Source organism: Streptomyces sp. NPDC004065 (genome assembly GCF_044903565.1).
Lineage (GTDB): Bacteria > Actinomycetota > Actinomycetes > Streptomycetales > Streptomycetaceae > Streptomyces.
This window is the reverse complement of record NZ_JBJDQT010000009.1, coordinates 158875-172658: the sequence shown is the minus strand read 5'-3', so window position 1 is coordinate 172658 and position 13784 is coordinate 158875. Positions and strand designations below refer to the sequence as shown.

The window sequence follows — 13784 nt, the reverse complement described above, 5'->3', positions numbered from 1 at the left end:
CGCCCTGTATTGACGCCCGGTTCGTGCCGGGCTTAGGTTCCTGACACCCGAACAGGAAAGTTTCCTAACAGTGATCACGGCCGGAGCCCGCGGGCACCCTCCTGTGGACTCCCGGCGATCACGCTGAGAAGCTGGACGGCCGAAGGGCAGGTGGCGAGACGCATGGCTGGAACCGCCGGTACGCCGGGCACCCCGCGTGTGCTGCGCGCCATGAACGACCGGGCCGCCCTGGACCTCCTGCTCGAGCACGGGCCGCTGTCGCGCACCCGCATCGGCAAGCTCACCGGCCTGTCCAAGCCGACCGCCTCCCAGCTGCTGGCCCGGCTGGAGTCCGCCGGTCTCGTCCTGGCCACGGGGACGAGCGAGGGGCGCCCGGGCCCGAGCGCCCAGCTCTACTCGGTCAACCCGGCCGCCGCCCACGTCGCCGGCCTCGACGTCACCCCGCACCGCATCCGCGCCGCCGTCGCCGACATCACCGGCCGCACGGTCGGCGAGTACGAGCTGCCGACCCCGGGCCGGCAGCGCGCCCAGCCCGTCGTACGGCAGGTCACCGACGCCCTCGACGGCGCGGTGAAGGCGGCCGGACTGGCCCGCGGCGACCTGCACCGCCTGGTCATCGGCACCCCCGGCGCCTTCGACCCCGGCACCGGCCGGCTGCGCTACGCCTCCCACCTGCCCGGCTGGCACTCGCCCACGATCCTGGAGGAGCTGGCCGCCGCGCTGCCGATGCCGGTGGAGTACGAGAACGACGTGAACCTCGTCGCCCTGGCCGAGCAGCGGCTCGGCGCGGCCCGCGGCCACGACGACTTCGTCCTGCTGTGGAACCAGGAGGGCCTGGGCGCCGCCCTGATCCTGGGCGGCCGGCTGCACCGCGGCTGGACCGGCGGCGCGGGCGAGGTCGGCTTCCTGCCGGTGCCCGGCGCCCCCCTGGTCCGCCGGGTCACCCGGGCCAACAGCGGCGGCTACCAGGAGCTGGCCGGCTCCCAGGCGCTGCCCGCACTGGCCCGTGAGCTGGGTGTCCAGGACGTGCCCGGCGGGCCGTACGCGGAGGCCGCCGCCGAGCTCGTCGCCCGCAGCGCCGATCACGCCACCGGCCCGCACCGCGCGTTCCTCAGGGCCTACGCCACCCGGCTGGCCACCGGACTCGCCTCCCTCGTCGCCGTCCTCGACCCCGAGCTGGTCGTCCTCAGCGGCGCCGCGCTCACCGCGGGCGGCGAGGTGCTGCGCGGCCTGGTCCAGGCCGAGCTGGAGGAACTGGCCGCTCCCCGGCCGCACCTGGTCGTCGGCGACGTCCGCGAGCACCCCGTGCTGCGCGGCGCGCTGGAGAGCGCGCTGGCGGCCACCCGCGACGAGGTGTTCGACACCTCGCGCTGACCGCGCCCACCCCCGTACCCGCCCCTCCCGCACCCGCTTCTCCCCGCACCCGCCCCTCCCGCACCCGCCTCTCCCCCGCTCCACCCCCACCGCCCGACCGCCCCGCCCGTCCCAGGGAGATCCAGCCATGCCCGAAGCATCCCGAAAAGCGGCTTACGCCCTTGCCGTCTCCGCCTCCCTGGCGCTCCTCGCCACCGCCTGCACCGGCCAGTCGGACAGCGGCGCGAACGACGACGCCTCGAAGGACACCACGATCACCTTCTGGCACGCCTGGAGCGCGCCGAACGAGGTGAAGGCCGTCAAGTCGCTGATCGCCGGCTTCGAGGAGGCGCACCCCGACATCCACGTCGACGTCGTCGGCAACATGACCGACGACAAGATCAACCAGGCGCTGCGCGCCGGCGGCGGCAAGGCGCCGGACGTGATCTCCTCCTTCACCACGAACAACGTGGGCAAGTTCTGCTCCTCGGGCGCGCTCGTCGACCTCAACCCCTTTTTCAAGAAGTCGGGCATCGACCCGGAGAAGACGTTCCCGAAGGCCATGAACGAGTACACCCGGTTCGACGGCAACCGCTGCACGGTGCCGCTGCTGGGAGACGCGTACGGCCTCTACTACAACAAGACCGCCTTCGCGAAGGCCGGCATCAAGAGCCCGCCGAAGACCTGGACGGAGTTCGAGGCGGACGCCAAGAAGCTCACGATCCCCGACGGAAACGGCTACCAGCGGCTCGGGTTCATGCCGGACTACCACGGCTGGGAGTCCACGACCGAGCACTACTTCGCGCAGTTCTCCCCGACCTACTTCGACGCGAGCGGCAAGTCGAACCTCGCCAAGGACCCCGCCTTCGAAAAGGGCTTCACCCTCCAGAAGAGGCTGGTCGACGAACTCGGCGGATTCCGGAAGCTGGAGAAGTTCCGCGCCACGCTCGGCGACGAGTGGGGCCCCAAGCACCCCTTCCACACCGGTCAGGTCGCCATGCAGCTCGACGGTGAGTGGCGGCTGGGCATGGCGGTGGACGCCAGGCCGGCGTTCGAGATCGGCGTGGCGCCGCTGCCCGTCCCCGACGACCAGGTGAGCCAGTACGGCAAGGGCTACATCACCGGCACCATCGCGGGCATCGCCGCCACCAGCCACAAGCAGAACGCGGCCTGGGAGTTCGTCAAGTACGTCACCACGGACACCGACGCGGTCGTCGGCTTCGCCAACGACATCCACAACGTGCCCTCCACCCTGGCCGCGCTGAAGTCCCCGAAGCTGAAGTACGACCCGCGCTTCAAGACCTTCCTGGACATCGCGGCCGACCCCGAGTCCACCACCACGCCCGCCTCCCTCAACGGCGGCCAGTACCTGGTGACGATCCAGCAGTTCGGCTACGACTACGAGAGCGGCAAGGTCACCGATCTCAAGGCCGGCCTGAGGAAGACGGCCGCCCAGATCGACACCGACATCGCGCAGGCGAAGTAGCCGATGGGCACGGTCACCCTGGCGTCGAAGCGCCGCCGGTCGGCGCTTCGTACCCTCGCCTTCCTGTCGCCGTGGCTGATCGGGTTCGCGGTCTTCTTCGCCTATCCGCTGATCTCGACGGTCTACTTCTCGTTCATGCGCTACGACGGCTTCCGGCCGCCGACGTGGAGCGGGGCGAAGAACTGGACGTACGTCTTCGGGCACTACCCGCTCTTCTGGCCGGCCCTGCGCAACACCCTCTGGCTGGTCCTGGTCACGGTCACCCTGCGGGTCCTCTTCGGGCTCGGCGTCGGCCTGCTCATCACGCGGATCAAGACGGGTACGGGCGTCTTCCGCACCCTCTTCTACCTGCCCTACCTCGCGCCGCCCGTCGCCGCGACCATGGCGTTCGCCTTCCTCCTCAACCCGGGCACGGGGCCGGTGAACTCCCTGCTGGACAAGGCCGGAATCCCGGCCCCCGGCTGGTTCAACGACCCCGCCTGGTCCAAGCCGGCCCTGACCCTGCTCGCCCTGTGGGGCATCGGCGACCTGATGGTCGTCTTCATGGCCGCGCTGCTCGACGTGCCCGCCGAGCAGTACGAGGCCGCCGAACTCGACGGCGCCTCGCCCTGGCAGCGCTTCCGCTACGTCACCCTGCCGAACATCGCCCCGATCGTGATGTTCGCGGTGGTCACCGGGGTGATCCAGACGATGCAGTACTACACCCAGCCGCTGATCGCCGGGAAGGTCGCCTCGGGCGTGATCCAGGGGGCGGGCACCCAGTTCGAGCCGGGCTACCCGGACAAGTCCACGCTCACCCTCCCCCAGCTCGTCTACAACCTCGGCTTCCAGCGCTTCGACTACGGCTCGGCCTGCGTGGTGGCGCTCGTCCTCTTCGCCCTGTCCATGGTGTTCACCGCCGTCCTGATGCGGCGCCGGGGCGGTCTGATCCAGGCAGGTGACTGACGATGACCCAAGTGCTCGACCCGCCCGCCCCCGTGCGGAACGCGCCGGCCTCGCCCGCCGCCCGCATGGCCCGCCGCCGGGCGCTCCTGGAGTGGATCGCCGTCCACTCCCTCGGCGTGGCGGCGGCCCTGTTCTTCACCCTGCCCTTCGTGTTCGTCCTGCTGACCTCCCTGATGAGCGACAGCCAGGCGCTCAGCCGCGACCTGATCCCGCACACCTGGGAGTGGGGCAACTACCGCAAGGTGTTCGACACCCCCGGCTTCGCGACCTGGTGGCGCAACACACTGCTCTACGCCGGCCTCGGCACCGTGCTGACGGTCGCCTCGTCCCTGCCCGTGGCGTACGCCCTCGCGAAGTTCCGCTTCCGGGGCCGCGATCTGTCACTCATGCTGGTGATCTCGATGATGATGCTGCCCCCGCAGGTCGTCATCATCCCCATGTACCTGTTCTGGGCCAAGCAGCTGGACCTGTCGGGCACGCTGTGGCCACTGATCGTTCCGATGGCGTTCGGCGACGCGTTCTCCGTCTTCCTGCTGCGGCAGTTCCTGACGACGATCCCCGACGAGTACCTGGACGCGGCCCGCGTGGACGGCTGCGGGGAGCTGCGCACGCTGCTGCGGGTCGTCCTGCCGATGGCCAGGCCCGGCATCGCGGCCGTCGCCCTCTTCCAGTTCTTCTACGCCTGGAACGACTACTTCGGCCCGCAGATCTACGCCTCGGAGAACCCGGGCGCCTGGACCCTGTCCTACGGGCTGGAGTCGTTCAAGGGCGCCCACCACACCGACTGGAACCTCACCATGGCCGCCACCGTGCTGGTCATGGCCCCCGTGATCCTCGTGTTCTTCTTCGCCCAGAAGGCGTTCGTCGAGGGCGTCACGCTCACCGGAGTGAAGGGCTGAACGCATGAAACTCACCGTGGTCGGCGGCGGCTCGACCTACACCCCCGAACTCGTCGACGGCTTCGCCCGCCTCAGGGACACCCTGCCCGTCACCGAACTGGTCCTCGCCGACCCGGCCGCGGACCGCCTGGAGCCGGTCGGCGGCCTGGCCCGCCGCATCCTCGCCCGGCAGGACCACCCGGCACGTGTCGTCACCACCGGCGACCTGGACGCGGCCGTGGACGGCGCCGACGCGGTCCTGCTCCAGCTCCGCGTGGGCGGGCAGGCGGCCCGCGAGCAGGACGAGACCTGGCCCCTCCAGTGCGGCTGCGTGGGCCAGGAGACGACCGGGGCCGGCGGCCTCGCCAAGGCGCTGCGCACGGTCCCGGTGGTGCTGGACATCGCCGAGCGGGTGCGCCGCGCCAGCCCGGACGCCTGGATCATCGACTTCACCAACCCCGTCGGCATCGTCACCCGCGCCCTGCTCCGGGCAGGCCACAAGGCGGTCGGGCTGTGCAACGTGGCGATCGGCCTCCAGCGCAAGTTCGCCGGCCTGCTCGGGGTCGCGCCCGCCGACGTCCACCTGGACCACGTGGGCCTGAACCACCTCACCTGGGAGACCGGGGTGCGCCTGGGCGGCCCCGAGGGCGAGGACGTCCTGCCCCGGCTGCTGGCCGGGCACGGCGACACGATCGCCGGCGACCTCCGCCTGCCCAGCCCCCTGCTGGACCTCCTCGGCGTGGTCCCCTCGTACTACCTGCGCTACTACTACGCCCACGACGAGGTGGTCCGCGAACTGCGCACCAAGCCCTCCCGGGCGGCCGAAGTCGCCGCGATGGAACGCGAACTGCTGGCGATGTACGCCGACCCGGCGCTGGACGAGAAGCCGGCCCTGCTCGCCCGGCGCGGCGGCGCCTACTACTCGGAGGCGGCGGTGGACCTGGCCGCGGCCCTCCTGGGCGGCACCGGCAGCCCTTACCAGGTGGTCAACACCCTCAACGGGGGCACCCTGCCCTTCCTCCCCGACGACGCGGTGATCGAGGTCCAGGCGGCCGTCGGCCCCAAGGGCCCCACCCCGCTGCCCGTCGCCCCCGTCGACCCGCTCTTCGCCGGCCTGATCGCGAACGTGACCGCCTACGAGGACCTGGCCCTCCAGGCGGCCCTGCGCGGCGGCCGGGACCGCGTCCTGCGCGCCCTGCTCGCCCACCCCCTCGTCGGGCAGTACGCCTGCGCCGAGACCCTGACCGACCAGCTGATCGCGCACAACCGGGAGCACCTCGCGTGGGCCTGACCGCAAGCGTCCTCGCCATCGACGCGGGCAACAGCAAGACCGACGTGGCGGTCGTGGCGCCCGGCGGGGAGGTCCTCGCCACGGCCCGCGGCGGCGGCTTCCGGCCCCCGGCGGTGGGCGTGGAGACGGCGGTGGACACCCTCGCCGACACGGTGGGCCGCGCCTTCGCCGCCGCCGGCGTCACCTCCACCGGCCATGTCTCGGCCTGTCTGGCCAACGCCGACCTGCCCGTGGAGGAGGAGCGGCTGGCGGCGGCCCTGCGGGCCCGCGCCTGGGGCACGACCGTGGAGGTCCGCAACGACACCTTCGCGATCCTGCGCGCGGGCGTGGCCGAACCCCGCGGCGTGGCGGTGGTGTGCGGGGCGGGCATCAACTGCGTCGGCATGCGCCCCGACGGCCGCACCGCCCGCTTCCCCGCCCTCGGCCGCATCTCCGGCGACTGGGGCGGCGGCTGGGCGCTGGCGGAGGAGGCGCTGTGGCACGCGGCCCGCGCGGAGGACGGCCGCGGCGAGCCCACCGCCCTGGCCCGCACCCTGCCCGCCCACTTCGGCCTCACCTCCGTGTACGCCCTCATCGAGGCCCTCCACCTGGGCCGCGTCGCCCCGGACCGCCGGCACGAGCTGACCCCCGTGCTGTTCGCCACGGCGGCCGCGGGCGACCCGGTCGCCGGCGCGGTCGTCGACCGCCTGGCCGAGGAGGTGGTGGCCATGGCCGCGGTCGCCCTCACCCGCCTGGAACTGCTGGCGGAGGAGACCCCCGTCCTGCTGGGCGGCAGCGTGCTGGCCGCACGGCACCCCCGGCTCGACGACCGCGTCCGCGCGCTGCTGTCCGCCCGCGCCCCCAAGGCGACGTGCCGGGTGGTCACGGCGAGCCCGGTGCTCGGCGCGGCCCTGCTCGGCCTGGACCACGTCCAGGCCCCACCCGAGTCCCACGAACGGGTGAGACGCCACTTCGAGCCCTGAGGGCCCAGCGGCCCGCGCCCGCGGGCGGAACCGGGGCCGGGGCCGGGGGGGAACCGGAGCCGGGGCCAGGCGGAGCCGGGGCCGGGCGGAGCCGGGGCCGGGGGGAACCGGGGCCGGGGGGAACCGAACTGTTCCCCCCGGCGTATTCATGGGCAGGGTGCGGTGCGTGCTGCGATCCCATCAAGATCCAGTGAAGCCCGGTGCGCATGCCGCCCGCGGCGGTGATACTTGCGGCGACGGATGACCATGGGGGAGGTCAACAGTGACACACCCGCCGACGAGCAACGCGGCACCACCGGGCCCCGGCGTGCCCACCCTGCCGGCCGTCCCGGCGCAGCCCGGCCCCTCGCCCGCCCGGCCGGCCGCGCCCGCCCCCGCACCACCGCCCCCGCGCCGCACCGCCTTCGCCGAGGGCGTCGACCGCCTGCGCGCCGCGGCCACCACCGAACCCGGCCGGCTCCGCGTGATCGGCGCCGTACTCGCCCTGCTCGTCGTGGCGTTCGGCGCCGTCACCGCCTGGCAGACCACCACCCGCGCCACGGCCGCCGACGACGTCCTGCACAGCAGCCAGCCCCTCAGCTCGGACGCCGCCGACATCTACCGCTCCCTCGCCGACGCCAACACCATGGCGACCAGCGGCTATCTGGCCGGGCTGCAGGAGACGGCCGCCACCCGCGCCCGCTACGAGGCCGACATCCGCACCGCGGCCGCCAAGCTGGTCACCGCCGCGGCCAGTTCCGACCCGGGCTCGCCCTCCGCGGCCACCATCGGCCGGCTCAACCAGCTGCTGCCCCGCTACAAGGGCCTGGTGGAGTCCGCCCGGGCCAACAACCGCCAGGGCTTCCCCGTGGGCGGCGCCTATCTGCGCGCGGCCAACGACACGATGCAGAAGCAGATGCTGCCCGCCGCCGAGGACCTGTACCAGAAGGAGAACCAGCGCCTGCGCTCCGACTACGCGCAGGCGACCCCCTACCCGTGGGCCGCGATGGCCCTCGGCGTCCTCGCCCTGGCCGCCCTGGCCTGGGCCCAGCGCCGCAACTACCTGCGCACCAACCGGGTGCTGAACCACGGCATGGTGGCAGCCACCGCCGCCACCACCGTGGTCCTGCTCTGGCTGGCCGTCGGGCACACCGTCGCCCGCGCCGGCCTCGACGGCTCCTACACCCACGGCGTCCGCTCGCTGAACGTGCTGCACGACGCCCAGATCGCCTCCCTGAAGGCCCGCAGCAACGAGAACCTCACCCTCGTCAGCCGCGGCGCGGAGACCAAGACCCTGAAGGACGGCACGGTGATGGACGCCTACGACTGGGCGTACGACCAGGAGATCGACACCCTGGCGCGGACCCTCGCCCGGGCCGGCTCCCTCGCGGACGACTCGGCCGGCCGCAAGCCGGTGCAGGTCGCCGACCAGTCGATGAAGGTCTGGAAGTCGCGGCACGAACTGGCCCGCCGGGCCAACGACTCCGGCGACTACCAGCAGGCCCGCGACCGGGTCATCGGCACCACCGCCAAGGGCGGTTCGACGGGCGAGTGCTTCGACAACGTGGACACCTCGCTGGCCTCCGCGCTCACCCACGAGACGAACGAGTTCCGGCAGGCCGCGGACGACGGCCGGTCCGCGATGACGGGCCTGGCCATCGGCGCCGCGGTGCTCGCGGTGCTCGGCGCGGCGGGCGCCGTGACGGGCATCGGGCGCAGGCTGTCGGAGTACCGGTGAAGGGAGGCGCGACCATGCGAACACGAGGCCCGCGCACGCCACTCGCCCCCCGGCTCGGGCGCGCCGTGCCGAAGGGCTGGGGCGGTGTGGGAGCGATGGCGGCCCTGTGCGTCCTCGCGCTGGCGTTCGCCCTGCTGCTCCCGTGCCTGCCCTCCCCGGGCGGGGACGGCGGCGGCAGCGGCCCCCGGCCCGCCCTCGGCGCCCCGGGGACGGCGCGGGCCAGCCAGGCCAGGGCCGGCGCCTGCAAAGATTCCGAGGCCCAGAACCGCAGCCTGTCCCCCTCGGGCGCGGGCGGCGCCACCGTCAGTGCCATCCGGGCGCGCGGCTACCTCTCGGTCGGCGTGGACCAGAACAGCTACCGCTGGGGCTACCGCAACCCGAACAACTCCTCCGGCGAGCTGGAGGGGTTCGACATCGACCTCGCCCACCGCATCGCCCGGGACGTCCTCGGCGACGCCGACAAGGTCCAGTTCAAGGCCATCCCCACCAACGAGCGCATACCCGCGATCAAGAGCGGCCGGGTGGACATGGTGGTGCGCACCATGACCATCACCTGCGACCGCCTGGAGCAGGTGGCGTTCTCCGCGCCGTACTTCCTGACCGGCCAGCAGGTCCTCGCCCCGAAGACCTCGCCGGTCAAGGGGTACGACCGGACCCTGGCCGGCAAGCGGGTCTGCTCGGCGACCGGCTCCACGGCGTACGACCACCTCTTCGCCGACAAGGGCAACGGCACTCTCCCCGCCTCCACCGACATCGGCACCACCGTCCCCAACCAGCTGGACTGCCTGGTACGGCTGCAACTGGGCGAGGTGGACGCGGTGGTGACCGACGGCGCGCTCGCGGCCAGCCAGGCGGCGCAGGACCCCGCGGTGGAGCTGAAGGGCGGCACCTTCACCAAGGAGTACTACGGCGTGGCGATGAAACGGGGCGCCGACGATCTGGTACGCCAGGTCAACCGGACGCTGGAGAACTACCGCAAGGACGGGGGCTGGAAGGCGTCGTACGACAAGTGGCTGTCCCCCACGCTGGGTAGGGACTCACAGTCGGCGACCCCGCCGGCGGCGAGCTACGGATGAGCCGTACCGGGCGACTCGACGGCGGGCCGGCCGGGACCGGCCCGGGTACGGCAGACGGAACACACGACGCAGCGAGAGGTGATCGATGGGCGCCACGGACCCCGCCGGGCCGGTGATGGACCGGGACGAGGTGGACCGTGCGCTGGCGCGGCTCGGCGCGGAGCACGAGGCGATCGAGACCTCGCTCCTCGCCCTCCAGGACCACGCGGGCCGCAGACTGCTCGAAGGCGCCGAGCTGACCGGTGTCACCAAGGAGCGCTGGGCGGCGACGGAGGCGTCGATAACGCTGCTGTGGGCGTACTTCGACGCCTACTCGGCCGCCCTGCGCACCGCCCGCGAGATCCGCGCCCGCCGCCGCTGGTCCAGCCGCGAGGACCTGGCGGAGCTGACCGAGCTGCTGCGCGGCGAGTCGGTCACGGTCGCCGGCTCCGCGGCCACCGCGGGCGCCCCCACCCTGACCGGCGGCCCGGGACGGCTGAGCCACAGCTTCTCGCTGGCCGGCCTGGTGGACCGGATGAACGAGCTGTACGCGACCAGCCTGGACGTGGTGGTCGCCGCCGACGCGGTGTGGTCGGCGCTGCCCGCCCGGATCGATTTACTGGCCGCGGAGCTGCAGCGCACCCGTCGGCTGGCGCACTCGGTCGGCGTCCGCCCCGGCGAGCACCCGGCCGGCGACGACCTGGAACGCATCACGCGCACCCTGACCCGGCTGCGCGAGCAGGTGGTCTCCGACCCGCTCGCGTTCTGGGTGGCGGCGCAGGGCAGTTCGGCGCCGGGCGGCGGCCGGCCGGACACCACGGTCTACGACCGTGAGGCGCGGGCGCTGGAGGAGGTGCGCCGGGAGATCGACGCCGTGCTCACCGTCCGGCAGGACGCCGAGCAGCGGCTGATCAGGCTGCGGGACGTGCTCTCGCGCGCGGACCGCACGCTGGCCGAGGCGCGCACCGCGCGCGGCGAGGTGCTGGCGAAGATCGCCGCCACGGAGGTGCCGGTGGTCAGCGGCCCGCCGACCGTGCTCCAGGAGCAGCTGGCGACGGCCGCCGAGTACCGCAGACAGGCCCAGTGGCACCGGCTGTCGCCGCTGCTGGAGTCCCTGGAGCGCAAGGCGGAGGACGAACTGCTGCGGGCCCGCGAGTCGTTGACGGCGGTCACCGCGCCGCTGGCGGTCCGGGCCGAGCTGCGCGGGCGGCTGGACGCGTACAAGGCGAAGGTGGCCCGGCACGGGCTGGCCGAGGACCCGCTGCTGGTGGAGCGGTACGACGCGGCGCGCCGCATGCTGTGGAGCGCGCCGTGCGACCTGAGGGTGGCCGAACAGGCGGTGCTGCGCTACCAGCGGGCGGCCGCCGAACTGCTCGGCGCCGCGACGGTGCCGGAGCAGGGCGCGCCGCGGGACGGTGACGGTGGGGGTGAGTCATGAGCCGGGCGGGTCAGACGTGTCAGCGGCCGGACTGCGGCGGGACGTACGAGGACGTGGGCGGCGGCGAGCTGTACTGCGACACCTGCGGCCTGGCGCCGGTGGTGTCCTCGGCCGGGCAGGCCGGAGCAGCCGGGCAGGCCGGGTCGGCCGGGTCGGCCGGGCAGACCGGTTCGGCCGGGGCCACCGGCGGCGACGGCTCGCGGGGCTCGGCGGCCGGCACCGGGTCCAGCGCGCCCAGCGCCCGCAGTGCGCGTACCTCGTCGCAGTCGTCCAGGTCCCGCCGCTCGGTGTCGGGGCGGCTGTCGCGCTCCGTGTCGGGGGGCTCCGGCGGCCGTTCGGTGTCGGTGCGCAGCTCGGGCTCCTCCGCGGGCTCCTCCGCCCGCGGCCGGCTCGGCGCGGGGCTGGTGCAGGTGCCGCAGGTGCCGCGGCCCGACCCGCGTTCCGTGGTGCTCGACAACCCCGAGGTCCCGGAGCGGAAGCGGTTCTGCTCGCGCGCCGACTGCGGGGCTCCGGTCGGCCGTGCGCGCGGTGAGCGGCCGGGCCGTACGGAGGGCTTCTGCACCAAGTGCGGCCATCCGTACTCGTTCGTGCCCAAGCTGCGGGCCGGGGACATCGTGCACGGCCAGTACGAGGTCGTGGGCTGCCTGGCGCACGGCGGCCTGGGCTGGATCTACCTGGCCGTGGACCGGGCGGTGTCCGACCGGTGGGTGGTGCTCAAGGGCCTGCTGGACACCGGCGACCAGGACGCGATGGCGGCGGCGATCTCCGAGCGGCGCTTCCTCGCGGAGATCGAGCACGCCAACATCGTGCGGATCTACAACTTCGTGGAGCACCTCGACCAGCGCACCGGCTCCCTGGACGGCTACATCGTCATGGAGTACGTCGGCGGGAAGTCGCTGAAGGAGATCGCCAACTCCCGCCGCACACCGGACGGCAAGCGGGACCCGCTGCCGGTGGAGCAGGCCTGCGCGTACGGCATCGAGGCCCTGGAGGCGCTCGGTCATCTGCACAGCCGCAACCTGCTGTACTGCGACTTCAAGGTCGACAACGCGATCCAGACCGAGGACCAGCTCAAGCTGATCGACATGGGCGCGGTGCGCCGTATGGACGACGACGAGTCGGCCATCTACGGCACGGTCGGCTACCAGGCCCCGGAGGTCGCCGAGGCCGGCCCGTCGGTGGCCAGCGACCTGTACACGGTGGGCCGGACGCTGGCCGTGCTCACCTTCGACTTCCAGGGCTACACCACCGTCTTCGCGGACAGTCTGCCCGACCCCGACACCATCGAGGTCTTCCGGCAGTACGAGTCCTTCTACCGGCTCCTGGTCCGGGCCACCGACCCGGATCCGGCCCGCAGGTTCGCCTCCGCGCAGGAGATGGCCGAGCAGCTGACGGGCGTGCTGCGGGAGGTCGTCTCCCTGCAGACGGGCCGGGCCCGGCCCGCCCTGTCGACGCTGTTCGGCCCGGAACTGAGGGTCACCGACACGGAGTTGTTCCCCGCGCTGGACGGGGACGTCTCCCGGCTCGGGGCGCGGCCCGTGCGCACCCGCGCATCCGCCCGCACCCGGCACCGTGGGCGCGTCACGGTCCCCGCGCGGCTGCCGGGGGCCGCACCGGCGGCGACCGCGCCCGGCACCGTGGGAGCCGCTGGTGCCGCGAGCGCCACGGGCGCGCCGGGGGCGCCGGGAGCGCCGGGCGCCCCCGCCCTCGTCCTCGTCCTCGTCAAGCAGGTCGACGCCCCCGCCGCGGCCCTCGCCCTGCCCGTGCCGCACGTCGACCCCGCCGACCCCAACGCCGGCTTCCTCGCGGGCCTGCTGACCTCGGCGCCGGGAGAACTGGTCCACGCCCTGGCCGCCGCGCCCACCCGGTCCACCGAGACCCGGCTGCGGCAGATCCGCGCCTGGCTGGAGACCGGCGACGCGGCCACCGCGCTGCAAGCACTGCGCACCCTGGAGGACGAGGACCCCGACGACTGGCGGGTGGTCTGGTACCGGGGCGTCACCTCCCTGGTCACCGGCGACCACGAGGAGGCGGCCCTCGCCTTCGACGCCGTCTACGACGCCTTCCCCGGCGAGGTCGCGCCGAAGCTGGCGCTCGGCCTGTGCGCGGAGGTCCTCGGCCAGCTGGACAACGCCGCCGAGTACTACCGCCTGGTGTGGTCCACCGACCCGGGCCAGGTCAGCGCCGCCTTCGGCCTCGCCCGCGTGCAGCTGGCCACCGGCGACCGGCGCGGCGCCGTACGGACGCTGGAGTCGGTGCCGGAGTCCTCCATCCACTACACGGCGGCACGGGTGGCGGCCGTTCGGGCGCGGCTGCGGCACCGGACGGCGGTCGCCTCCGACACGCCGTTCCTGGACGACCTGACCGCCGCGGCCGGGCAGGTGGAGGCGCTGCGCGCGTACGGTCTGGACCCGGCGCGACGCGAGCAGTTGTCGGCGGAGGTCCTCGGCTGCGCCCTGGACTGGATACTCTCCGGAGGCCGGGCCACCGGCCCGGCCGCCCGGCGGGTGCTGCTCGGCAGCGAACTGGACGAGCGGGGACTCCGCTTCGGCCTGGAGCGTTCGTACCGCACGCTGGCCCGGCTGGCGTCCGGCGGTGAGGAGAGGATCGACCTGGTGGAACGTGCCAACCGTTACCGCCCCCGGACGTGGGTGTAGTT

At 73.6% G+C, this 13784-nt stretch carries 10 protein-coding genes; all 10 read left to right on the top strand.

From position 1 onward, the window contains the following. Positions 1–162: 162 nt before the first annotated feature. The 10 genes from ACI2LW_RS13250 to ACI2LW_RS13205 all read left to right on the top strand — a co-directional run bounded on the left by ACI2LW_RS13250 (position 163) and on the right by ACI2LW_RS13205 (position 13782). Positions 163–1374, top strand: a complete 1212-nt coding sequence (locus ACI2LW_RS13250; RefSeq protein WP_404731292.1) for an ROK family protein — start codon at positions 163–165, stop codon at positions 1372–1374. 127 nt (positions 1375–1501) lie between these two features. Beyond that, complete coding sequence (locus tag ACI2LW_RS13245; protein ID WP_404731291.1) at positions 1502–2839, top strand: ABC transporter substrate-binding protein; 1338 nt, start codon at positions 1502–1504, stop codon at positions 2837–2839. Positions 2840–2842: 3 nt separating this feature from the next. Continuing rightward, the gene (locus tag ACI2LW_RS13240; protein WP_404731290.1) at positions 2843–3784 is read left to right on the top strand and encodes a carbohydrate ABC transporter permease; all 942 of its coding nucleotides are present in this window, start codon (positions 2843–2845) and stop codon (positions 3782–3784) included. 2 nt (positions 3785–3786) lie between these two features. After that, positions 3787–4683, top strand: coding sequence for a carbohydrate ABC transporter permease (locus ACI2LW_RS13235; protein WP_404731289.1), 897 nt, complete (start codon positions 3787–3789; stop codon positions 4681–4683). A 4-nt stretch (positions 4684–4687) separates the two neighbouring features. Then, positions 4688–5953, top strand: a complete 1266-nt coding sequence (locus ACI2LW_RS13230; RefSeq protein ID WP_404731288.1) for a 6-phospho-beta-glucosidase — start codon at positions 4688–4690, stop codon at positions 5951–5953. Continuing rightward, a complete protein-coding gene (locus tag ACI2LW_RS13225; RefSeq protein ID WP_404731287.1) occupies positions 5944–6915 on the top strand; it encodes an N-acetylglucosamine kinase in 972 nt (323 codons plus the stop codon). Before ACI2LW_RS13230 ends, ACI2LW_RS13225 begins: the two co-directional genes overlap by 10 nt. A gap of 262 nt (positions 6916–7177) precedes the next feature. Then, entirely contained in the window at positions 7178–8632 is a 1455-nt protein-coding gene (locus ACI2LW_RS13220) for a hypothetical protein (RefSeq protein WP_404731286.1), read from the top strand. A 14-nt stretch (positions 8633–8646) separates the two neighbouring features. Next, positions 8647–9708 carry a glutamate ABC transporter substrate-binding protein gene (locus ACI2LW_RS13215; protein WP_404731285.1) on the top strand — a complete coding sequence of 354 codons (1062 nt, stop codon included), beginning with the start codon at positions 8647–8649 and terminating at the stop codon, positions 9706–9708. An 85-nt stretch (positions 9709–9793) separates the two neighbouring features. Beyond that, complete coding sequence (locus tag ACI2LW_RS13210) at positions 9794–11125, top strand: hypothetical protein (protein WP_404731284.1); 1332 nt, start codon at positions 9794–9796, stop codon at positions 11123–11125. After that, positions 11122–13782, top strand: coding sequence for a tetratricopeptide repeat protein (locus ACI2LW_RS13205; protein ID WP_404731283.1), 2661 nt, complete (start codon positions 11122–11124; stop codon positions 13780–13782). The genes ACI2LW_RS13210 and ACI2LW_RS13205 overlap by 4 nt, the downstream gene beginning before the upstream one ends. The last annotated feature ends 2 nt before the right edge of the window (positions 13783–13784 follow it).